The sequence below is a fragment of the Streptomyces sp. NPDC002867 genome (assembly GCF_053591895.1).
Map to the genome: position 1 here is coordinate 1 of NZ_JBSFUR010000045.1, position 22769 is coordinate 22769.

The 22769-nt window shown below is 68.1% G+C and carries 12 protein-coding genes and 2 pseudogenes; 7 read left to right on the top strand and 7 right to left on the bottom strand.

Annotation, left to right across the window (positions count from 1 at the left end; genetic code table 11):
- The first annotated feature begins 221 nt into the window (after positions 1-221).
- Positions 222-2003, top strand: a pseudogene (locus ACWD0A_RS28685) (IS481 family transposase).
- 164 nt (positions 2004-2167) lie between these two features.
- Here ACWD0A_RS28685 and ACWD0A_RS28690 read toward each other — a convergent pair.
- Entirely contained in the window at positions 2168-2398 is a 231-nt protein-coding gene (locus ACWD0A_RS28690; RefSeq protein WP_451302722.1) for a DUF7848 domain-containing protein, read from the bottom strand.
- Positions 2395-2590, bottom strand: a pseudogene (locus ACWD0A_RS28695) (hypothetical protein). Before ACWD0A_RS28695 ends, ACWD0A_RS28690 begins: the two are co-directional and overlap by 4 nt.
- 156 nt (positions 2591-2746) lie before the next feature.
- Between ACWD0A_RS28695 and ACWD0A_RS28700 the strand changes: the two are divergent.
- Complete coding sequence (locus ACWD0A_RS28700) at positions 2747-3469, top strand: GntR family transcriptional regulator (protein WP_451302724.1); 723 nt, start codon at positions 2747-2749, stop codon at positions 3467-3469.
- Between the two features lie 70 nt (positions 3470-3539).
- Here ACWD0A_RS28700 and ACWD0A_RS28705 read toward each other — a convergent pair whose 3' ends face one another.
- On the bottom strand, positions 3540-4409 hold the full coding sequence (locus ACWD0A_RS28705; protein WP_451302726.1) for a GntR family transcriptional regulator: 870 nt from the start codon (positions 4407-4409) through the stop codon (positions 3540-3542).
- Positions 4410-4643: 234 nt separating this feature from the next.
- Here ACWD0A_RS28705 and ACWD0A_RS28710 point away from each other — a divergent pair, with 234 nt between their 5' ends.
- From ACWD0A_RS28710 to ACWD0A_RS28730, 5 genes are all read left to right on the top strand, one after another.
- Positions 4644-4970, top strand: a complete 327-nt coding sequence (locus ACWD0A_RS28710) for an SCO3933 family regulatory protein (protein ID WP_241695228.1) — start codon at positions 4644-4646, stop codon at positions 4968-4970.
- A complete protein-coding gene (locus ACWD0A_RS28715) occupies positions 4970-6298 on the top strand; it encodes an FtsK/SpoIIIE domain-containing protein (protein WP_451302728.1) in 1329 nt (442 codons plus the stop codon). Before ACWD0A_RS28710 ends, ACWD0A_RS28715 begins: the two co-directional genes overlap by 1 nt.
- 135 nt (positions 6299-6433) lie before the next feature.
- Positions 6434-7780 carry a replication initiator gene (locus ACWD0A_RS28720; RefSeq protein WP_451302730.1) on the top strand — a complete coding sequence of 449 codons (1347 nt, stop codon included), beginning with the start codon at positions 6434-6436 and terminating at the stop codon, positions 7778-7780.
- On the top strand, positions 7773-7958 hold the full coding sequence (locus tag ACWD0A_RS28725; protein ID WP_043432604.1) for a helix-turn-helix domain-containing protein: 186 nt from the start codon (positions 7773-7775) through the stop codon (positions 7956-7958). The genes ACWD0A_RS28720 and ACWD0A_RS28725 overlap by 8 nt, the downstream gene beginning before the upstream one ends.
- A complete protein-coding gene (locus tag ACWD0A_RS28730) occupies positions 7955-9205 on the top strand; it encodes a tyrosine-type recombinase/integrase (RefSeq protein WP_451302732.1) in 1251 nt (416 codons plus the stop codon). Before ACWD0A_RS28725 ends, ACWD0A_RS28730 begins: the two co-directional genes overlap by 4 nt.
- A 177-nt stretch (positions 9206-9382) precedes the next feature.
- Here ACWD0A_RS28730 and ACWD0A_RS28735 read toward each other — a convergent pair whose 3' ends face one another.
- From ACWD0A_RS28735 to ACWD0A_RS28750, 4 genes are all read right to left on the bottom strand, one after another.
- The gene (locus ACWD0A_RS28735) at positions 9383-9904 is read right to left on the bottom strand and encodes a DUF4259 domain-containing protein (protein WP_451302734.1); all 522 of its coding nucleotides are present in this window, start codon (positions 9902-9904) and stop codon (positions 9383-9385) included.
- A gap of 6 nt (positions 9905-9910) precedes the next feature.
- Positions 9911-16681: a polymorphic toxin-type HINT domain-containing protein gene (locus tag ACWD0A_RS28740; protein WP_451302736.1), complete on the bottom strand. Its 6771-nt coding sequence runs from the start codon at positions 16679-16681 to the stop codon at positions 9911-9913.
- A gap of 189 nt (positions 16682-16870) precedes the next feature.
- Positions 16871-20518 carry a LamG domain-containing protein gene (locus ACWD0A_RS28745; protein ID WP_451302738.1) on the bottom strand — a complete coding sequence of 1216 codons (3648 nt, stop codon included), beginning with the start codon at positions 20516-20518 and terminating at the stop codon, positions 16871-16873.
- Between the two features lie 23 nt (positions 20519-20541).
- On the bottom strand, positions 20542-22098 hold the full coding sequence (locus tag ACWD0A_RS28750; RefSeq protein WP_451302740.1) for an FG-GAP repeat domain-containing protein: 1557 nt from the start codon (positions 22096-22098) through the stop codon (positions 20542-20544).
- Positions 22099-22769 lie beyond the last annotated feature (671 nt).

The window sequence follows — 22769 nt, forward strand, 5'->3', positions numbered from 1 at the left end:
CCGGTGGCCGTTCTTGTATCCGGACACTCACTCCGACGCCAGGACAAACGCCCGGATCAGGTGGGAGCCCGTACACCACCTCTCAGGACGCAACCCGGTACTGTCCGGTCTCGGTTGATGCTTGACGCAGTGGCTTCACCTGATGCTTGACACCGCTTTCCTCGGCTTGGCTGTGTGCCTGGATTGGGCGCATGGGGAGGGCCGGGGCCGTGCTGGTGGAGTTGAGCGTGGTCGAGCAGAGGTATCACGCGGTCATGGAGGTGGCCGCGGGGGTTCCGGTCACTCAAGTCGCGGCCCGGTATGGGGTGTCGAGGCAGTCGGTGCATGCGTGGGTGCGCAAGTACGAGCAGTCGGGTCTGCCGGGCTTGGCGGACCGGTCGCACCGGCCGGCCTCGTGTCCGCACCGGATCGCGGCGGAGGTGGAAGCGGTGGTCTGCGAGTTACGGCGTCGGCATCCCGGCTGGGGGTGAGCGCCGCTTGGTGCACGAGCTGGACCGCAGGGGCATCGTGCCGGTGCCGGCGCGGGCGACGGTCTATCGGGTCCTGGTGCGCAACGCTCTGATCGCGCCCGGGGTCCGTAAGCGGCGCCGGTCGGATTACCGCAGGTGGGAACGGTCTGCAGCGATGGAGTTGTGGCAGATGGACATCGTCGGCGGGGTCCTGCTTGCGGGCGGTGGCGAGTGCAAGATGGTCACCGGGATCGATGACCATTCGAGGTTTGTGGTGATCGCGAAGGTGGTTGAGCGGGCGACGGCCCGGGCGGTGTGTCGGGCCTTCGGGGAAGCCCTGATGCTGTTCGGGGTGCCCGAGGAGGTGCTGACGGACAACGGCAAGCAGTTCACCGCCCGGTTCGGCTCCGGACGGCCCGGAGAGACGATGTTCGACCGGATCTGCCGGGAGAACGGCATCACGCACCGGCTCACCCGGCCGCAGTCACCGACCACCACCGGGAAGATCGAGCGGTTCCATCAGACGCTGCGGCGTGAACTCCTGGATGAGTCCGCGCCGTTCGCCGACCTGGTGGCGGCGCAGGCGGCGGTGGACGGCTGGCTGGAGGACTACAACCGGATGCGGCCGCATCAATCCCTGGACATGGCCGTCCCGGCGAGCAGGTTCGTCCCTCAGCCGCGAGCCGAGCAGGATGCGTTGCCGGTGGTCCTGCCCGCCCGCCTCGACCTGGTCACCCCTCCGGCTCCGCCGACATTCCCGCCGCCTGAACCGGCGCCCGTGACCTGGCCGTTGGCCGAGGGGGAGATCGGTGCGATCGAGGTGGAGCGGATGGTTCCTGCCTCGGGCAACCTGAGCCTGCGCGGGCAGCAGATCTGGTTCGGCCCGGCCCTGGCTGGCACCACGGTGACCTTGCGCATCGACGTGAACCGGCTGCATGTGCTCATCGGCGGCGCACGGCACAAGACGCTGCCCTCGAAGCTGTCCGGCCGGGACCTCAAAGCCCTGTTGGCGGCAGGACAAGCCCGGCCTGCAGGACCCTGGCTCGACGATCCCGGCCCGGCAGACGACTCCGCCGGGGCGGTGGAGGTGGATCGCACCGTCAACGCGGTCGGCTACGTCGGCCTGGGTGCGGCGACAAGGTCCTCATCGGCTGGCCGTTCGCCGGACAGCGGGTCACCCTGCGGCTGGACGGCCGGGTGCTGCAGGCCCTCGACGAACAGCGTGTCCTTAAGGCCACCCTGCCCAGCCCGCTGCCGCCGTCGGCCTGCAGCCGTCTACAAGGCGGCCGTCCGGCCGGACCGCCACCGCTGCTGCCGCCGCCTGCCGAGCAGGTCGCCGAGCGCACGGTCAGCAGCACCGGTGGCTTCATGGTGGCCGGACAGCGCATCCAGCTCGGCCGCGGCTATGCCCGCCAGGTCGTCACCGCCCACCTGAGCGAGGACACCATCTGCGTCTTCCACGGCCAAGAACTGATCACCACCGTCCCACGCGTGACCAGGAAGGAGGTGGTCGTCCGCAAGTCCGGCGAACACAACCGCCGGAAGATCGTCTAGGACAGACGTCAAGCATCACCCGACGCCAACCCGTCAACCATCAACTGAGACTCGACACTGCTCCGGCGGTACGCCGTTGTCGGTGGCCGAGCGTCCGGCTGGACTGCTGGCCTGGTGTGATGGCCTGTGGGGTGTGGGTCCTGTTCCGGTTGGCGGTGGTGGTTCTACTCGGCTCGGGTGACATTGGCGTGGTCGGTGAAGACGCGTCTGAACAGGTTGTGACCGGTGCGTCCGGTGTGGCGGAGTGCCCAGTCCTGTGCGGCTTCCTGCTCGGCGTGGGGTCCGGATTCGGCTTCGCAGTTGGCAGCGGTGCAGAACGCCTCGTAGGTGATACCGCCTTCAGGTGCGTGGCGGATGGTGTGGGTGATGTGCCGGTATACGGCGCGGGGGCTCACTGGTGGCCCTCGGGGTGGCGTCGCATGTAGACGTTGCAGTCGCTGACGGTGGTCATGTCGCCGACCTCGCGGGCCCGGTCGCGTACGTTGGCCAGCTCCGCGCAGCCCGCACAGCCCTCGACGGACCGGCTCCGGGTCCAGGCGCAAGGGGAGTTCAACCGGCTGGGTGGAGTACCTGGTCGGCTCCGTCACTGCACATCGCCACCTCTCGAACGTCACATGGCCGACCTCTTGACAGGTCGGTGCTCTAGTTCAGTATTCGAGTGGCCGAAGCACTCCCGCTACGGTTCGCAGTGCACTAGTGTGCCCTCACTGGCACCACGTCAACTCAACGGAGGGGCACGCCTTATGCCCAGTCCCAAGACGTTCACGAAGATCGCGGATCACTTCCGGGAACGCATCCTGTCGGGAGAGCTTGAGCCCGGCGCCAAGCTGCCGACGAACCGGGAGATCGCCGGCCAGTGGCAAGCTGCAGCCGCCACCGTCTCCCGCGCCTTGCAGGCCCTCCAAGTCGAGAACTTCATCCGCACCACCCCGCGCGGCACCTACGTTGCCGACGACCCGCGCTGGACGCTGTCGGCGCGCGACCGGCTGGCCCGGGTCCAGCGGGTGAAATCGTTCCTGGCCGAGGGTGAGACGAGCCGGGTGACGGCCGCCGAACTGATCACCCCGCCGCTGTATGTGGCGGAGATCTTCGACCTGGAAGCCGGGGACCAGGTGGTGCGGCGCGAGTGGCTGGCCGGACGGGGCAAGACCCGGACCGTGTTCGCCGTGACCTGGTACCCGGCCCCGTTCGCAGCCCTGGTGCCGGACCTGCTGAACACCGCCCCGGGCCGCAATCACGGACTGTCCGCCCGGGTTCTGGAAGCTACCGGGCGCACGATCACCCACGCCCGCGACGACATGCACGCCCGCCCCGCCGACGCCCGAGAGTCAAGCGCACTGGGGCTGCCGGTCGGGTCCCCGATCCTGGCCGGCGCCCACCGCTGGTCGGACGCGGAGGGGATCATCGAGTACGGGGAGTGGTGCCTGCCGCCTCGATTCACCATCGGCTACGAGTACCAGCCCTGACCGATCAACGCGAAGCGTCCCCGAAAGCCAGCCTGCGGCCTTCGGGGACGCCGTCGTTCACGTGCCTGCCTCAGTTGGCGTCGCGGCCTTCGAGGCGTTCGACCCGCTCCTCAAGCTCCTCGATCCGCTCCAGAGCTCGTTCCAGCTTGTAGGTCAGATCCGCTACTCCGGACGCCGCCGGGAACTCGTTCTGCGGAGCAGTCGACGCTTCGTCCGGCTCGTCCACCGGCTGCACCGTGACCGGCACCTCTGTGCCGAACTCGCCCCCCACGACGACGTACGCCATCGACCCGTTGCGCTGGTGGGCCTTCTTCATCCTGCCCTCCAGGGTGAGGAAGGTCAGGGCCTGGTCTGCGGATTCCGGGTCGCCGCCGATCGTGTCGACCACCTCGTCCACGGTGACCGTGGCGCCCCTAGCCAGTGATCCTTCTCTGATCTTGCGGACCAGGCGGCCGTGGGTGAGCTGGGTGGCGAAGCCGTGGTCGTCCCAGTCGCGTACGTAGACCTCGTCGCCGGGCAGCTCACCGGGGTATCGCAGGAGGAAGTTGCCAGCCAGCAGGGCGATGGCATTGGTGACCACGTTGAGCGGCACCGCATAGTGCTCCGCCAGGACCTCGCGGGCCGGGAGCCGGGAGCCGGGAGCCAGAGTGCCGGAGTAGATCTGCTGTGTGAGATCGCCGGCGACCTTCTCGAAGGCGTCCTCGAAGTCGGCCGAGCGCGTGACGAACGTGCCGCGCCCCTGGCGGGCGATGACCCAGCCCTCGTTCCTGAGCAGCCGGATCGCCTTCTGCACGGTCAGGCTCGATGCCTTGTAGGTCTGCATGAGCTGGCTCTGCGTCGGCAGGAGTTGGCCGGGCCGTAGCTCGCCGTCCCGGATCTGCTGCCGTAGGTCGTCCGCGATGCGTTCGAACGTCAAGCGCGCCTCGTCAGCAGCAGCCATGTCCATCCCTGGTCCCAGTCCGATTCCACCAGCCGCAGGCCGCCCGCTGCCTGTCGTGTTTCACCAGCTCAGCGGCCTCACGGGGTCAGGGTAGCCGCCTGATGGATGGACCACCGCAAGAATGGATGGAACTCAATAGGGATGGACTTAGAATGGAATGAATGATGGTTGCGGCGCGCGATCACTCACACGGGTGACTCGCACCCCTCTACCTGGAGGTTTGCCGTGAAGACCATGCCCATCGACCAGTCCCAGGCCCTGGTGATCCTGGCCTCCGAGTCCCGCCCGCACTTCAAGGACCGCGAAGGCCAGCAGCCCGCGATCGACCGGGCCACCGGCGCCCACCTGCACCTGGTGGACGTGATGTTCGCCTTCAACGGCCGAGCCGAAGTGATCACCGTGAAAATCCCGGAGCCCGGTCTCGGCAAGGGCCTCAAGGTCGGCCTGCCGGTCGTCTTCACCGGGCTTGTCGCCTCGGCCTGGGAAAACGAGATCAACGGCAAGGACCGGCACGGCATCTCCCTGCGCGCCGACGCCGTCACCGCCAAGGCGGGCGCCTGATGACCGGGAATCCCCTTGGGCTCGCGTTCCTGGCCGTGGTCGGCCTCGGCGCTCTCGGACTGCTGGGCCGGGCCGGGTTCTGCTTCGCCCGCTGGTACCGGGCCGATGCCGAGATCCGGATCAGCCTGCGGCAGGCGCGGCGGATGCGGTGGGGCTGGAAGCGGCTCGCCCCGATGCTCGGCCTGGCGGTCAAGGACGCCACCCCGACCGTGCTCCAGCAGTACGCCCCGCAGGAACAACCACCGAAGCCGCGCGTGCTGGTCCCGCGCCTGCGCACCCGCGCCGACGTCTTCGGCGTCACCGTCACCGCCGATGCCCTGCCGCAGGTCGGGCTCAGCGCCTGGCAGGACGCCAATGAGGGCCTGTGCGATGCCTGGGGTATGCGTCGCATCCGGATCAGCCAGCCCAAGCCCGGAGTGATCGTCGCGCGAGGCTTCCGGCGCGAGCCGCTGGAGGCGGTGATCCGCTCACCACTGCTCGGCCCGGACGGCTCCCCGGTCTGCCGGCCGGGGCAGTTCGTCTCCACCGATGATGTGCTGCTCGGCTGGGACGAGGACGGCACCCCCATCGTGCTCAACCTCGCCTATTCCGCCCACGCCCTCGTCGCCGGCCTCACCCGCTCCGGCAAATCGATCACCGTCAACACCCTCCTCGCCTACGCCTCGCTCATGCGGGACGTGCGGCTGATCGTGATCGATCCCAACCTCGGTGCGGTCGCGCCCTGGTGGCGTACCGCCTACAAGGTCTCCGACGCCATTCACCCAGACGAGCCGACCGAGATCCTGCGCTGGGTGCGCGAGGAGATGCAGCGCCGCGAGCGGCTGTTCTGGTCCGGCCGTACAGACCGCATCACCGACTTCAGCCCCGAACTGCCGCTGCTGCTCGTGGTGATCGACGAGGTCGCGAACTACACCCGCCACCCCGACCGCAAGGCCCGCGAACGCTTCGAGGCCGAGCTGCTGGCCATCGCCAGCCAGGGCGCCAAGTTCGGTATCCGGCTGTGGCTGCTCACCCAGAAACCCTCCGCCGACGTGCTCACCACCGCCGTACGCACCAACCTGTCCGCCCGGATCTGCCACCGCGTCGACACCATCGAGGACTTCCTGCACCTCTTCCCCGACGGCCGGGAACTGGACATCACCGCCGCCGACCGCACCATGCCCCAGGGCGTGTCCATCGCCTCCGTCGGCGACATGCGCACCCCCGTCCGGCTGCGCTCGGTCTACCTGCCCACCGAAGCCTGCTGGCAGATCAACGACCTCATGTGCGCCGAAGGGCTCAAGGTCCGCGAGCTGCCCGACCGCGTTGACCTGGGCAAGGCGGCGTGACCGCCTCCTCCTGGTCCCGTTTCGCAGTGATCCCCGGCAAGGGCGTGTAGTCGCCAAACCCTCGCCCTTGCGGGGCCTCCCTCCCATCCATCCACGGCACACGTGTGTGCCGCAGTGCAGAGAGGTCCCGCCAGCATGCCACCGCACGACCCGACCACCACAATCCCCCGCCCCGAACTCGCCACGGCCGCGCTGCCCACGTTCACCGGGTACCGGGACCTGCTCGGCCTGGTACGGCAGCTGTCCTCCCTGGGTGGCTGCGCCCAGCCGGTCCGCCTCGAAGGCCAGCGCATCGATGTCGACTCCTTCACCGGCGAGATCCTGCGCGAACTGAAGTCCAAGGAACTTCCCGCCGGGCACCTGCTGGTCCGCTGCGGCAACCGCCGCAGCACCCGCTGCCCCTCCTGCGCCGAGCTCTACCGTCAGGACACCTACCACCTCATCGCCGCCGGCCTGCGCGGCGGCAAGAACATCCCCGAACAGGTCGCCACCCATCCCCGTGTCTTCGCCACCCTCACCGCACCGTCATACGGACCCGTGCACGGGCGACGCGTGGGCGGCTCCGCCCGCTGCCGTTGCGGACGCACCCACACCAAGGGCGACCCGCTCCTCGGCACCGCGCTCGACCCGGAGCGCTACGACTACACCGGCGCCGTGCTGTGGAACGCCCATGCCCCGGCCCTGTGGGCCCGCTTCATGCTCCACCTGCGTCGCACCATCGCCGCCGCAGCTGGTGTCCCTCAGCGGCTGCTCTCCAAGGTCGTCCGGGTCTCGTACGCCAAGTTCGCCGAGTACCAGCAGCGCGGACTGATCCACTTCCACGCTGTCATCCGCCTCGACGGCCCCGCAGGCCCCTACACCCCGCCGCCCGCCTGGGCCACACCCGACCTGCTGGCCGATGCCATTCGGATCTCGGCCACCCGCGCCCGCATCGACGGGCCGGAGGCCAACGGCCGGGCCCGCGCCTTCGTCTTCGGCGAGCAGATCGACACCAGGATCATCCGGTCCACGGCCTTCCAGGGCGGGACCACGATCACCGAGGGCAAGGTCGCCGGATACGTCGCCAAGTACGCCACCAAGGGCACCGAAGCCGCCACCGGCACCCTCGACCACCGGCTGAATAAGATCACCGACCTCTGGTTCGAGTCCCTACCCGAGCACGCCGCCCGCATGATCCGCACCGCCTGGGCCCTCGGTACCCGCGACGATCTCAAGCACCTGAACCTGCGCAAGTGGGCCCACATGCTCGGCTTCCGCGGCCACTTCTCCACCAAGACCCGCGCCTACTCCACCACCCTCAGCGCGCTCCGGGCCGCCCGAGCCGCCTGGCATCGCCGCCACACCCCGCCGCCCTCCGCGACCACCCTCGTCCTCGCCCACTGGGCCTACGACGGCACCGGCCTCACCCCCGACCTCGAACGCCTCGCCGCACTCATCGGAGGTGGCCCGACGGGCGAACAGGAGGTAGCGACTCGTGCGTGACGACGAACTCCTCACCGTCCCCGAGGCAATGGCCCGCCTCAAGATCGGCCGCTCCGCCCTCTACGACCTCCTGCGCACCCGCCGCCTGGCCTCCCTGACCATCGGCCGCGCCCGCCGCATCCCCGCCCACGCCCTCGCTGACTACGTCCAGCACCACCTGGAAGAGGCCGCCCGATGACCGCCCCCAAGCGCAAGAAGGCCCGCGCCAACGGCGAAGGCACCATCTACCAGCGCAAGGACGGCCGCTGGGAAGCCGCCGGCTACGTCCTCGCCGCCGACGGCACCCGCAAACGCGTCCGCGTCTACGGCACCACCCGCAAGAATGCGGCCGACAAGCTCGCCGAGAAGATCGCCGACAGCAACCGCGGGCTGCCGGTCGCCACTGCTGACAGCACGCTCGGTGACTACCTGACGTACTGGCTCAGCAGTGTCGCCGTTCACCGGCTTCGCGAGAACACTCATACCCGATACGCCGCCTGCGTCCGCCTCCACCTCATCCCCGGACTCGGCACCAAGAAAATCGCACGGCTCACCGCCAAGGACGTCCGCACCTTCCTCGACCGACTCCGCACCGCCTGCCAGTGCTGCGCCCAAGGGCTGGACACCGAACGGAAGAAGTGCTGCCAGAAGCGGCTGTCCGCTTTGACCGTGACCTACGTGCACTCGGTGCTCAAGTCAGCACTGGAACACGCCGTCCGCGAAGACGAGCTGCCCCGCAACGTCGCCCGAAACGTCAAGACCACCACGCACCAGCCCAGGCGCTTCCATCCGCTCACTGCGGCAGAGGCCCGTCAGTTCCTCGACGTAGCCCGCACCGACCGGCTCCACGCACTCTACGAACTCGCCCTCCGCACCGGCCTCCGCAAAGGCGAACTCCTCGGGCTCCACTGGGAAGACCTCGACCTCAACGCAGGAACCGCCAGCATCCGCCGCTCACTCCAGCGCACCCGCACCGGCGGCCTCACACATCTCCCCACCAAGACCCGGGCATCCGAACGCCGCATCGCCCTCCCGACCGAATGCCTCCACTCCCTCAAGGAGCACAGAGGATGGCAAGACCAGGAGCGAGAGACAGCAGGAGCGCACTGGAGCGACAGCGGGCTCGTATTCACCACGCCCACCGGACGGCCTCTCGACCCTGCCAACCTCACCCGCCGCTTCCGCAGCTTCCTCAACCGGGCCGGACTCCGACGCATCCGCTTCCATGACCTCCGCCACTCGACCGCCACCCTGCTCCTCGAACAGGGCATCGACCTCGTCGTGATCAAGGAGTTGTTGGGTCACGCCCACATCGGCGTCACCGCCGGCGTCTACGCCCACGTCCGACTCCGACTCCAGCGCCAAGCCATCGACACCCTCAGCAACGCGCTCAGCCCCACCGGCAACGACCCCGACGACCCACCCGCCACAGTCGTCGTCCGCTGACGTTGCCGTCACCGTTGCCGTCAAACGACCCGAGGGTCCCCTCCGCGCAGAAGCGCGGAGGGGACCCTCGCATTTGCCGGGCTACCGAATTCTCCATGATCAGATGACGTGACGAAGTCACGGCTCACGCCTTCATGACCCTTCATTCAGTTGATTCAGATAGCCACCCTGAAGGTATTACCAAAGACCTTCCTGGGTGGATTCATTCTCATGCGCAGCTCGTCTAGCCCTCTGTGGCCCTTGCTTTTGACCTTCGGCGCCTGGAGCGGAGAGGGGAACCCCTGCAGTACTTTCTCTTTCAAGCACTGCTTTCAGCCTTCGGAGCATTGCAAGCCATTCAGCACCTTCCTCCTCCACGCTCCAGTCGTCCCGCAAGTCATTGCTTGTGGCGAGTAGGCGCGAAATCGCTTCGAGCGCCAGGGGTACCAGCTCTTTCGGAATCTGCGGAATCTCACCATTCGGCCCCCACGTCGCAGATTGAAATTCATCGCCGCCCTCAACCCCTCGGACTGTCAACGCAGCGGCAGCGATTGCCAGCTCTGCTCTACCACCATCGATATGCGGGCTGCCGTCGCCCGCCACCGAGGCGAGGGCAGCTCGGATCGCCTGAATTCGCCTAGACAGCGGAGTGGCATCCAAATCGCCAGCAAAGTCCGCGGCGCCATCGTTATCGAATGGCCCGTATCCCCATTTCCCCATATCGCCCTACTCGAACGGGAGCTCAGGCTGAGTCGCCTGGCGCTTGTTGTAGAGGTTTCGACCAAACCCCTCAATGCCGCTACTGAGCTTAAAGCCCATTTTTTCGAACTGAACCTTCATGATGTGCTCTCGGATTCTTAGAGCCGTGTCATCTCCGCACACATGGATGCAAATGACAGGCCCATCCTTGTCTCGCCTGCCCAAGTCTGCATGCTTGTTCAGTCGAACGTTAAAGTTGTTGGTCTTGCCGATATACACGTGGCCAGGCTTCGACTTATCGTCGAATATATAGACGCCTTGATTCTTGTTGCAATTGTGAACCAGGACCGGCGTGGCCCCCGCGAGCACATAGTACGTGTGGATGCCCGTGACGGTGAGGTCGTGGGTGCGCTGCCGCTCCTCGAAGTAGCGCGTGTCCGTGACCTTGACCGTGTCGCCCTCAGGGGTGCGCAGGGTCATGCCGGGACGGAGGTCGCCCGCCTCGACCCACTCGCTCTGGGAGACGGCCCAGAAGGGGTGGGTGGTGGTGGAGATCAGGGCCTCGGGTGTGCCCGTCTCGTCAGTAATGGTGAGGTCGACGAAGTGCTTGTCGTCCTCGGTGACGATCGTGCCCGCGACCTCGCGGACCGTCGTCTCACCCGTCTCCGGGTCGGTGACAGTGACCTTGTCGCCGAGTGCGACGTCCTCGATGGGTTTCGTGCTGCCGTCGGCGAGGAGGACTTGCGTGCCGGGCAGGAAGGAGTGGGGGGTGGGACACGTGCCCGTCCTCCCCTTCCCGACGGCTGTCTCGGCCTTCTCTCTCGCTGCGGCGAGGGCGTCCTTCGCCTTCCCGACGGCACTGTTTGCCTTGAACCAGTCCTTGATGCCACCGAGGAGGTCGGCGACGAGACCGGCCACTCGTTTGGCGAGCTGGGCTCCCTTGGCCCATTCCCACTTCAGGCCGTATTTGGCAAGGATTTTCCCTGCAAGACCACCGGCAAAGCTGCCTGCGATGTTGAGCGCGGTTTCTCCGCAGGCGGCCAGGTCGCCGCTGGAGATGCAGTCGAGCGCGGCATTGATACCGAGTTGGTCCTTGGCGATCTCCACCAGGGCTGTGCCCGCGGACTTGATCCTCTGTGTCGCCGTGGCCTGTTGGTTCTCCGCTGCAGCAATTTCTTCCTCTGCCTGGTCGACGTCGTCGTCGCCCTTGCCGGCCTTGCGCTTGTCCTTCTTATCGGCCTTTTCGCCGTTCTTGCCGACCGGCTTGCCGCCGCTGCACGTGTAGGTGCCCTGCCAGCACTCCGGAGGCATCTCGCCGCTGGGATCGGCGAGGGTGACCGGTGTGTTGTTGGCGTAGCTGTAGCCGTTGATCTGCTGCGGCTGGGTGTAGTCGATCAGCGGGTCGACGGAGATGAATTTGCCGATGACCGCGTCGTACTCACGCGCGCCCAGGCGTGTCAGCCCGGTCGACTTGTCGATCGTGCCACCGACATAGCCCTTCTCGCCGGGCCAGCTCCCGGTCGCCTCGCCCCGCTCGACACCGTACGGGTCGAAGCGGCGCTGCGAGACAGCGCCGATCGCGGCGTCAATGGCGAGCTCGCCCGTGCCGTGGTGGTCGGAGGCGATGAACGACACCTTGTTGTCGTTCATGCGCACCGCGACCGTCTGGCCGGCGTGGGAGTAGTAGCGGGTGGCTTCCTTCTTCGTTCCGTCGGCGGAGAGCTTCAGCTCCATGCCGGGCAGGTAGACGGTCGTGCCGGTCGGGTCCTTGCGCTGGACCCGGTTGCCGCCGCTGTCGTACAGGTAGGTCGTCTCGGACCCGTCGGCCTCCTTCGCCTTCGCGAGCTTGCCCGTGTCGGTCCACTCCAGCACCTGGGCGTCGCCGCCGATGGTGCGCTTGGTGGTGTTGCCGGTGGCGTCGTACTCGTAGGTCGACAGACGGTCCCCGGTCGGGGTGTTCTCGACGACCTTGGTGACCTGGTGCGGACCGTCGCCGAGAGCTCCGGCACCGCCGTAGGTGTAGGTGCGGGTGATGTTCTGCACCGGGTTGAGTCCGGTGTCGTGGACGGTCTCGGACGTCCGGTTGCCGATGGCGTCCGTGACGTACGACTTCCAGTACGGGGCAGGGCCGCCCAGCGGGTTGGCGCCCGGGGCGGCCTGGCAGGCCGTCGGCCCGGAACCCTCGACGGGAGCGGTCGAGCCGATCGTGCCGTTCCCGGACGCGGCGGCCACGGTGGACACGGGGGTCCACGCCTCGGCAAGACGCTTGCGCGAGTCGTAGCCGAAGCACTGGACGTCGGGTGAGGCGGTGTTCGACGTGTCCGCGATGGACAGGACGTTGCCGGCCTGGTCGTAGGAGTAGTTCGCCTCCTTGGCGGGGGCGGACGCGCCGTAGACGTCGACCACCATGCGCGTGAGCCGGTCCGTGCCGGTCTCGTAGTCGAAGGTCTGCCAGACCTTCTTGCCGCCCGTGTTCAACTCGAGCTGCTGGACGTGGCTCCGGTTGGAGTAGACGGTGTTGGTGACGTACGGCGTCGTGCCTGTCAGCGTCGTCGGGCGCTGAAGGTCGTCGTAACCGTTGACCAGCACCTCGGCAGGCAGGTCACCCGCGGCGGGCATGCCGCTCGACTGCAGGGTGCCGTCCCGGTTGTACGCCGAGGTGAAGGTGTACGTGCCGGCCAGCGCCCCCTGAGAGGCGGGCACCACGTAGGCCGTCTTCAGCGGACGGTAGAAGTTGTCCCATGCATGGATGACGGTGCCGAACGACTCCGTCGACGTGACGTAGCTGATGTCGGCCCACGCGTGCCCGAGCATCCCGGTCCTGTCGTACCGGGTCTCCGTCAGGCGCGTGCCCGTGGTCGGCTCGCCCTGCCAAGTGGAGAGCGTGCGGCCGAGTTTGTCGTAGACCGTGGAGACCTTCTTGCCCCGGCTGTCCGTGGACGAGACCGGGCGGTCGAGCGCGTCATACACGGTGGTCGAGGTGCCCGCGTCGGGGTCGACGCTCTTGGTCTTGCGGCCCAGCTGGTCGTACTCGTATCGCCACTCGTTGCCCTGCGCGTCGGTGACGGTCTTGAGCTCGCTCTTCGGCGTGTAGGTGTACTTCGTTACGTCGTAGCCGGAAAGCGGATTCGGAGAGTCCCCCCGGTAGTGCCAGATCTCCTTGGTATTGCCCGCGAAGTCCGTGATCGTGGTGGTGGGCACGCCGCCCGTGGGCGGGTCGACCGTGGTCCGCTCACCGTCGTACGTGGTGGTGGTGCGCCACTGCTCGACGCCCGACACGGCAAGGATCTGGGCCGTCTGGCGGCCGAGGCCGTCGTACTCCAGCAGGCTCTGCTGACCGACCTCACCGTTGTGGACGATCAGCAGTTCGTCGGAGGCCGCGCCCGCCGCGTTGTATGTGGCGTGGGTCTTCTTGACCTTACCCGTGCCGTCGTAGAACGAGTCCGCGACCATCCGCGTCCCGCCCGGCCCCTCGGTCTGGATCTGGCGCGGGCGCAGCAGGCTGTCGTACAGCTGGTACTCGGAACCGTACGAACCGTCGTTCTCGATCTTCTCCGTCCGGATCGCCGTGACCTTGTCGCGGCGGACGTTGTACGAGTACTTGATGCTCGGCGTCTGGATCTTGGCCCGGTCGGGGAGCCAGACAGAGGTCAGGCGGCCGAGAGCGTCGTAGGCAAGGTCCGTGCGCTTGCCGTTGGGGTCGGTCTGGCCGGTCGACATGCCCCAGGCCGGGACATAGTCGGTGGTCGTGACGTGGCCCAGCGCGTTGGTGTTCTTGGTCTGCGAGATCAGGCCGTTGACGTCCGTGTAAGCCGTCTTGGTCTCGGCTCCGGACGCGTCCGTCTGAGACAGCGGGCGGCCGAAGGCGTCGTACGTGGTGGTGCCGGTGACCTGGTAGGTGCCCGTGGTTCCGTCGTGCGACGTGAGGCGCTCAGTCTTGGTGGCATCGCCCTTGGTGGGGGCCTCGCCGAACGCCTTGCCGTCGTAGGAGGTGCGCTCGTCCGCGTGGACTTGAGTTCTTCGGTCGGGTGTGGCAGAGCACCTTACACCCACGGCCTCGCTGCGGGAGGGCAGGGAGAGGATGTTCGCCCCGACATTGTCGGCGTACCAGGTGCGCGTGCAGGTGTCGTCGGCCATCGTGGAGACGTCACCCTGGTCGTCGACCTCCAGCACCCGGCCGGTGCCGTTGGTGGTGTCGTACTTCGTGGTGCTCTTCGTCTCGCGCCAGGTGCCGTCGGACAGCAGGCTGTAGCCACGCTCGGTGTCGGAGCGGACGATGACCGAGTGCGATGTGCCCCAGCTGCGGGTCTGCGTTGCGGTGGTGTACTTCCAGGGCTGGTTGATCACCTTGGAGACGAGCTTGGTTCCGTCGTAGGTGTGCGCCTCCAGCTGGTGGCCGGTGAACTCCTCGGCGTCCGTGTACTCGACCCCGGTCGAGTCCTTGACCTTGACCGAGCGAGTGCCGCCGGCCGGGTCCTTGTCGCCGTCCATGCCCTGCAGGTACGTGTAGTCGATCCGCGAGGTCTGGTGGTCAGCGCTGCCCGAGGTGACGGTGACCTTGCCGTAGCCCTGCCAGCCACCCCACGTCAGGTACTTGTCCTCGGTGATGCCGTCCGGCTTGGCTTTCCGCCAGGCCGCTTCGCCGCTGTAGGCGTACCGCGTGACGAGCGAGTCGCTGCCACCGGTGCGGTCGGTCTCGACGATCTCTGCGACGACGTACTTGTGGAACCAGTCCGTGATCGGCTCGATGGTGCCGGGCGGTGCCCACTTGACCGGATAGCAGCGCTTGGTCGACTCGCCCGGGTTGGGCAGCGCGGCCTTCGTGCACTCGGTCGGCGCATAGTTGACGTCGAGCTGCGCTCCGGTCTCGCTCAGGACGGCCGCGAGCCGGTAGCGGTGGAACGGCGCGATGTTGTCGCCGACGGCGTCGACGCGGTTGGCCAGCTGCTGGCCGTACAGCTCCAGGGTGGGCAGCTTCGCCGCCGTGCCGACCCGTCCCTCGTGGTCGATCTTCGACAGCCACAGGGTCTTTGAGTCGTCGCCGTTGTCAGTGAAAAGGTGGGTGAACGTCCACGCGTCCACGTCCTGATACGTGGACGCGTCCTTGCGCATCTGGGTGGTGATGCCGGTCAGCCGCTTCGTCGTCCAGAAGGTCTGTCCGACGGTGCACTTGGTGTCGGCCTTGCACTCCTGGTCGACCGGTGTATCCGGCCAGTACGCGGCGTTCGCCTTGGTTCGCTTGGACTCCGCACAATCGAAGTCCGTGGTGGGCAGGCAGCGTTCGAAAACGTTGAAAACGACGCGGGCGGGTGCCTCGGCCGCGTAGACGGAGCCGTCGCGCTCGCCGTAGTCGATCCGCTTGAGATAGCCGCCGCGGTGGTACGCCGTGCCGTTGACGTCCGTCTTGCCGTTGAGGGCGTAGTGGTTCGTCTCGGGTGCGTAGAAGTAGGACATCACGTTCCCGTGGGTGTCCTTGACGTAGTCCAGGCTCCAGCGCCAGGCCTGCTTGCAGTGCGCGCTGGTGAAGGTGGCGTTGTAGCAGGGCTCGCCGGAGTCGTCACCGAAGACGGGGACGGTCCACGTGGAGCCGGTCTCCTCGTTACCGGTGGCCCAGCCGGGCAGACGGTTGAGTCCGAACCAGTACTCGGTGCCGTCGGAAGTGATGACTTTCCAGTGCTCGCCGTTGTTGTCGCCGTTGTGCGTGGCGCCGGTGAGCTTTTCCACTCTCGTACCGTCGTCGGACGAGAACTTCCAGTCGCCGGTCTTGTCGTCCTTGATCAGCTCGCTGGAGCTGCCGTTGAGCATGACCGTGGCGTTGTCGAACGCCCAGCACTGTTCACCGGAGGTCGAGTGGCCGTCGTCGGAGCACGGCTTGTAGCGGCGCTCGATGTAGCCCGCGTCGTACGAGAAACCCTCTCCGACCCACGAGCCCTGGTTGTTGGTCGCGGAGGTACGGCCGTCGGCGGACTGGGACGAGTAGCCGAGACCGACCGTCGGGGAATGACCGCCCGGCGTGGGCACCGTCCGCATCGGATAGTTCCAGCTGAAGCCGCCGGACGAGTTGGCAACATTCCAGCTCGCCGACGGGGAGAGCGAGGTCGCCTTGTACGTGCCCTGGGCAGAGGACGGACCGGCCGCGAGCGCGACCATCTCCGTGCCCTCGACGGCCATGGTCGACGGGCCGGACTCCCGAGCGGGGGCAGCGACGACGGTGGCGGAGACCGTGCGGTCCTCGGGGTCGTTGACCGTCGGCAGCGGCTTCGGCAGCTCGGGGCACGCCTTGCTGCCGGGGGTTGCTACGGCCGCACAGGCGGGCAGCTGGACGAGGTGCAGGCGGGAGGCGTACGAGCCGCCGTAGCCCTCCGCGAAGGAGGAGTAGTCGACGGTCAGGCGCACCTTCGCGTCCTTCGCCTTGCCGTCGGCGCGCTCAATGCGCAGCAGCGCGGCTGAGTGAAGTTCGGCGGCCCGCTTCGCGGGCAGCACGTCGACCTTCACCTCGGCCGGGGCGGCTGGGGCGGAGGCGCTGCCGGCGCGTGCCGACTTCGCTGCCTTGGCCGGCACCGAGGAGACCGCGACCGGCAGTCCGCCGACCGTCGTCTCCTTCGGCGCGGTGGACGCGACGGCGAGTTCGGCGCTGCCGCCGCCGGGCCACACCGCCTTGTCGAGCGCCCTGACCTCGGCCTTCTTCGCCGGGTCGGCCGGACGTGGTGCGGCCTTGGCGTCCTTGCCCTCGATGGGGTCGCCAAAGTCCTGCACGCCGGGTCTGCCCCGGCCCTGTTCCTGCAGGGTGAGCGGCATCGCTTGGACCGTGCCGGCGGTCAAGGCGATGGTCACCCCCAGGGCGGTCGCTGCAAGCAGCCGCCCGGGTATGCGCCGGTTCAGCAACCGGCCACGAAATGGCATCACGTGTCTCCGCACGTAGAAGGGATGAGCAGGGAGAACGGGCGGGTGCGCCAAGTGCTGAACCGGCGCACCCGCCCGCACGAATCACATGTCGGGCAAGGACTCCGGGTTGGCCATCTTCAGGATCGCGGTCGTGTCCCCCGCTCCGCTGTACACACGGACCTCGTCGATCGCTCCGGCGAAGTACTCGCTGCCGCCGCCGAGCGCCGAACGGCCCACCTGAAGCCCGCCGGTGGCGCCCCACAGGGTGTCGTCGGTGCGGTCCGCAACGTCGGCGAGCATGCCGTTGACGTACAGCCGGATCTGATTGGCGAACGCGTCGTACACGACGGCCAGGTGCTGACCCGCCGGGTCGGTGTTCGGGAGCGCCTGGCCGTCGGTGAACTTCTTCACCGTCGCCGTGGCCGAGTCGGACTCCGCGACAGCGAGCTCCCACATCGACGGGGTCTCGGCGTCCGGTCCCGGCCGGTAGCGGACCGCGAGGCGGTTCGCCGCCGTGCCCGGAAGGGACAGGACCGTCTGCGCCTTGACCGGGTCCAGCGAGGTGATCTGGGCGCGGGCCGTCACCGTGAAGCTCGCGGCTCCGGTGACCGGAGCAGTGGCGGTCGACGCGTAGTCCCCGTCACCGTCCAGCAGCAGGTGACCGTCGCCGACCATCGGGCGCGGGTCTAGCGAGTACGGATCGGTGGGCGCGGGAAGGATGTAGGCGTTGCCCGCGAGGCTCAGTGCTTGCCCCGACCCCGTGTCCGGAGAGGAGCCGGAGGAGGCCGAGTCGAGCTGCCAGTAATTCATGCGGCTCGGCTTGACCGTCATCATCTCCGCCACCTGGGCGGCGGGCACGACGCGGTCGAAGACGCGGACCTCGGCGAGGTCGCCATCAAGGTTGTCGCGGTAGCCGCTCTTCGCCGTGGTACGGCCGAGCTGCAGCGGGCCGTAGGACCGCCACACCGAGCGGCGCGAGGCGACGCCCTTGGAGTACTCGTTGACGTACAGCCGCAGTTCGGACTTGGTGGCGTCGTAGACGCCGGTCAGCAGGACCCACTGGTCGGCGAGCACCCTGACGCCGGTGGCGACGGCCTTCCACTCGCCGAGCGAGTCGACGTCGGTCACCGGGACGGAGAACGCCCAGGTGCCCGCGGTGTGGTCGTAGCCGAGGGTGAAGCCGGGCTCGCCGGTGCCGTCCTGGCTGACGACGGCCATGTCACGGGTCGGGGTGCCCTTCGGGCGGACCCAGGCGCTGACGCTGAAGCTCTTCGAGGAGTCGAGGACCGTCTCGTTGACATCCGCGTAGGCGGCGGAGGTGCCATCGAAGCGGGCGGCCGCGTCGACCTTGCCGCCGGGACCCTCCACACCGAAGGTGACGCCCGTGCCCGCGTTCGCGGAGAAGGCTCCGGTCTCGTCGTGCGCCTCGGTGCTGGTCGGCGCGTCGGCGAGGCTCCACTGGGCGGCGACGGGGGTTCCCTCGGTCACGAGGAACTCATAGTGCGCCTTGGTGCTCGGGTTCTCCGCCTTGTCGACGGCGATGACGTCGACCCAGTGGCGTCCCGCACGGGGCGGCATCCACGTCACGGTCGCGGAGCCGCCGGCCGACGTGGCGTTGACAGTCGTAGCCGGGGAGGCCGTACTGTCGAACGCGTACCGGTACTTCACGATATCGGTGTCCGGCACGGAGTCGTTCGGGTTGGGCGAGAAGGTGAACGAGCCGTAGGTGCCGACGCCGTCGTGGTAGACGCTGTCGGACGGGTACTCCTTGGAGAGCACGTTCGGCTTGCCCGGCAATGTCTTGTCGTAGATGAACTCGCAGCGGACCGTGTCGCCGTCATAGCTCCAGGGCCCGTAACCGTCACCGTCGTAGGCGCGTGCGCTCCAGAAGATGACGGTGTTCTGCGGGATCGTCGACTTCACCGTGTGCGTGAATTTGGTGCTGGGCGTCGGCGCGAGCCAGCTCGGGGTGAGGTACGTGTAGCTCTTCGCCTCCTTGGTGACCGGGTCCGTCCAGTCCACCTTGAACTCGACCTTGACCTTGTCGGTCTGACCGTTGGCATGGTCGGGGTCGCTCGCCACCGCCTGCAGCTGCGGCGGGACCTCCGCATAGGGGCGGCCGGCGCCCGTGGCGCACACACCGCCAGGGTTCTGCGACAGCGTGGTGATCTTCCGCGGCAGGTTGTTGTAGCTGATCGACAGATACGCGTTGCCGCAGACCCGCTTCCACTCCGGCAGCCGGGTCTCGTCGGCGGCTCGCAGGCCGAGCGTCATCGAGGACCAGCCCTCGGCTGCGGCCGTCTTCACCTCGGTGGTCAGCTCGCCCGTGGCGCCGGCCTCGAAGTGCAGGTTGGCCTGGCTGGAGCAACTCGTCGGCGAGATCGCCTTCTCGACCGTGCCGATGTGGTCGAGCCAGTCGTCCGAGGTGTTGGACCAGTTGGAGGAGGAGGTGATGCTGTAGTTCTTGCCGCCGATGCGGTAGAGCCGGATCGGCTCGGCGGTCGGCGTCGCGCTGTAGATGTGCTCGACGCGTGCGGAGAACGTCGCGCCGAGGATCTGCTTGCCCGAGTAGAACGACATCGGCATGGTGAACAGAACACGGCGGACGCCGACGCCGTTGCAGGACACGGGGTTGTAGTCGGTGGGGCACTTGCCCACACCGGCGCTGCCGGAGTACTTCCAGTCCTGCTCGGTCGGCATGCCCGACATCACGCCGGTCCACGCGGTGCGCGAGGTGGTGCGCTGGATGGGGTCGATGACGACCGGGAAGACGGTGTCCTTGCTCTTGAGAAGCTTCTGGTCGGGCACCAGGGACAGCTTCCCCTTGCCGACCTGGACGCCGAGCGGCGAGGTCTTGCCCCCACCGCCGGGACCGGCGAGCGCGGGCTCCGGGGCGACGGCCGGGGCGGGAGCCGCGTCCGCGGACGCGGCGGCGAGCGCCTTGGAGACGGCCCGCGGGCCCTGCTTCCTGGCGGCGGCCTCCTTGACGGCGGCCGAGTCCCACATGACGGGCTTGCCGGCCTCGAAGACGGTGCCGCCGACGGCGGCGTCCTCGGCCTTGAGCGCGCCGGTGGCAGCCTCGGTGACCTTCAGCCCGTCGGTCGTGAGGCCCAGGTCGACTCGGGCGATCCTCGGATCGGCGGCGGCCTCGGGTGTCTTGACGATCAGGAGGTGACCGAATCCGTCGGCCTCCGCGCGCACCGTGAGGTCCACACCGGGCAGCGCGTCCTTGTACGTGGCCGTCTCACCGTCGAGGACCGGTGCCGGCAGCTTTCCGTACGGCCAGGTCAGGGACAGTTCGCGGCCCGCCTGGTTCATCCTGACGAACGGCTTGCCGGCCGTGCCGTCCGAGAACGACAGGGCCACGGCGGTCGCCTTCGGCGCCACACTGCCGTCGGACCGGCGCACCAGGGTCTTGTCGATGTCGACCCACGAGCCGTCCCGGAAGGTGCGGATCGGATCGGTGTACTCCCGGGCCGTGAACGTCCCGTTGGGCTCGGCGTAGATCTCCCGGCGCGCGGTGCGCATGCCGAGGATCTCGATCTTCTTGTTGCTCTTCTTCGCGACCGCGAGGGCCTCGGCCTCCGTCTGCACGGGGGTCCCCGCGCCGACGGCGGACTGCTTCGGTGCGGCGTCCGCACCATCCGGTTCGTACGGCAGCGCCTGGAAGCCGCCGGTCAGTACGACGCCGGCCGTCACCGCGGCGATCGCGCCGCGCAGCCCGAGGCCGCGTCGTATACGTCTGGACACGTGTCCGTTCTCCTTGTGGTTCATCAGCGGACCGCCGCACCGAAGGCGGTGCCGCCGGCGGGGATACCGCTCTCGCCGGGCTTGAATGTCTGCGTGGGGGCGCCGCCGTTGGCGACGTTCCACGGAAAGAGGTGGACCGCGTGGCCCGCCGCGGGCCCGTAGGGCATGCCGACGTACAAACCGCCCGGCGCGGCGGCCAGGCTGAGGCCCGCAAGCTGGTTGGGGGCCGGTTCGCCCGGGATGCCGTAACCCGGGTCGAACCAGGCGTCGGAGACCCCGGGCGCGCCGACCATGGGCACGACGTGGACGCCGCCCTTCTCGCGGTGCTCCTCCGACGACTCCTCACCGGGGACGCCGACAGCGAGCCGGGTATTGCCGGCAGAACTGGTACTGCTGGGAGCGGTGTTGACGGCCGTAAGGCGCTGGCCGAAGAAGTCGCCCGGCTCGCTCTCCTGCTCTACGTCGGCGGAGTTCTGGTCGAGCCACATGGTCTGGGTGAAGGTGCCCGAAGCGGTGACCCGGAAGACGTGGACGGCACCCGCGTCGACCGTCGTGGACAGATCCTCGCCGGGGACGCCGACGGCGAGCAGTGACTCCGTGGTCGACGTCGCCCCTGCCGGGCGGTAGGGGACCATGGCCAGTGACGTCGCGAAGCCGTCGCCAGGCTCCTCGCTGCCCCCGATCACATCCTGGTCCTGGCCCAAGCCGAACAGCGGCTTGGGGGAACCGGACGACAGCGTGTGGCTGAAGACGGCCGCGCCTCCCGCGAACCTCGCCGAGCCGATCGCCTCACCGGGCGTTCCGACGGCGAAGTGCGTCGGTGTGGAGGCGATCGCCGCGCCGAAACGGTCGTCCACCTCGGCCGTGCCAGGTACCGCTCCGCCCGTCTCGACGTCCTGGTTGACGCTGGCCACGGTCTGCGCGGTCCCGTGGATGTAGACGAAGCCGCCGGCGTCCTCCACCGTGCCGATCGACTCCCCCGGTATGCCGACGATCAGGTACGGCACGTCCGCGGACGTCTTGCCGGCGGAGAGTGCGTACCCGGCCCAGTCGCCGGGTTCGGCGGCGCCGCCCAGGGTTGCTGTGTCGCCCTGCATGTGCTCCTTGACGGCCTTGCCACCGTTCAGACCAGCCGGAGAGCCGTACACGATATGCACCCAGCCGGCGTCGGCGTTGGTGGAGAGGTCCTCGTACGGGGAGCCGACAGCCAGGTCGGCGCAGCCGTCGGAGTCGGCGTCGTACACGGCGAGGGCAAAGCCGTACTGGTCGCCAGCTTCGGAGCCGCCGGGGACTCCCGGGGTCTCCTGTGACAGCTGCAGGGCCCCCTTGCCGCCGCCGTAGACGATGTGCACGACGCCCGCGCGCGTCTTGCCGTTGGCGGTCGCCTCCGGATCGGCGATCGCCGTGTCGCGGATCCCGTCGCCGTTGAAGTCCGACTCCACGCCGGAACAGCCGGGGGCGACCGCGCCGGTCGTCGCCGGGCCGAGACCGAGGGCGGAGGCGGTCAGGACGAGTGCGCTCGCGGCGAGCGCCGTTCGCCGTCGGACGGCCCGCAGCCGCAGGGGCGTTCTGATGTCCAATGGACTGGTCCTCCCTTAGGTGGTCGGCGGTTCACCGCCGGACGTCTTCGAAATCTGACCGAAATAGCAGGATTCGGGTACTACTTGCCGGTCTGGACGCATACGACCGGCTCGCGTGCGGTCGATGGACCACCGAGTTGACGCCACATATGAACGTCCGTTCGACGGCGAGTCGCGCCCGGCAGAACAGGCAGCACAGCCGCCTGCGTGGTGTCGGGGTAGCTGATGGCTCATCCGTCGTCGGGAATGCCACACCCCGCACTGGCCTTCAGTTCAGAAGCACGCCCCATGCGGATCGGTCGGCCGCTGGACCGCTTCTGCATCCGCGGTGGTCTCACGGAACGGAATGGGGCACCGTTCCGCTGTAGAACCTGCCGACGGGGCCTGTCGATGTCGACCCACGAGCCGTTCTGATAGGTACGGATAGGGTCGGTGTACTCCTGGGCCGTGAACGTGCCATTGGCTCGGCGTAGATCTCACGGCGAGCCGTGCGCATGCCGCGAATCTCGACCTTCTTGCCGCTCTTCTTGGCGATCGTGAGCGCCTCGGCCTCTGTCTGCACCGGCTTGCCTGCAGCAACCGTCTACTGCTCGGGCACGGTGCTGTTCGGTCTGAGTCGCCGGGAAGTGCATTGAAGCCCCCGGTCAGTACGGCGCCGGCCGCCACTGCGG

What these genes read in the sequence shown, in the direction of transcription:
- ACWD0A_RS28720 (WP_451302730.1), top strand. Translation starts at nt 6,434, where the DNA reads ATGCCACCGCACGACCCGACCACCACAATCCCCCGCCCCGAACTCGCC.
- ACWD0A_RS28715 (WP_451302728.1), top strand. Translation starts at nt 4,970, where the DNA reads ATGACCGGGAATCCCCTTGGGCTCGCGTTCCTGGCCGTGGTCGGCCTC.
- ACWD0A_RS28730 (WP_451302732.1), top strand. Translation starts at nt 7,955, where the DNA reads ATGACCGCCCCCAAGCGCAAGAAGGCCCGCGCCAACGGCGAAGGCACC.
- ACWD0A_RS28740 (WP_451302736.1), bottom strand. Translation starts at nt 16,681, where the DNA reads ATGCCGCTCACCCTGCAGGAACAGGGCCGGGGCAGACCCGGCGTGCAG.
- ACWD0A_RS28700 (WP_451302724.1), top strand. Translation starts at nt 2,747, where the DNA reads ATGCCCAGTCCCAAGACGTTCACGAAGATCGCGGATCACTTCCGGGAA.
- ACWD0A_RS28705 (WP_451302726.1), bottom strand. Translation starts at nt 4,409, where the DNA reads ATGGCTGCTGCTGACGAGGCGCGCTTGACGTTCGAACGCATCGCGGAC.
- ACWD0A_RS28735 (WP_451302734.1), bottom strand. Translation starts at nt 9,904, where the DNA reads ATGGGGAAATGGGGATACGGGCCATTCGATAACGATGGCGCCGCGGAC.
- ACWD0A_RS28710 (WP_241695228.1), top strand. Translation starts at nt 4,644, where the DNA reads ATGCCCATCGACCAGTCCCAGGCCCTGGTGATCCTGGCCTCCGAGTCC.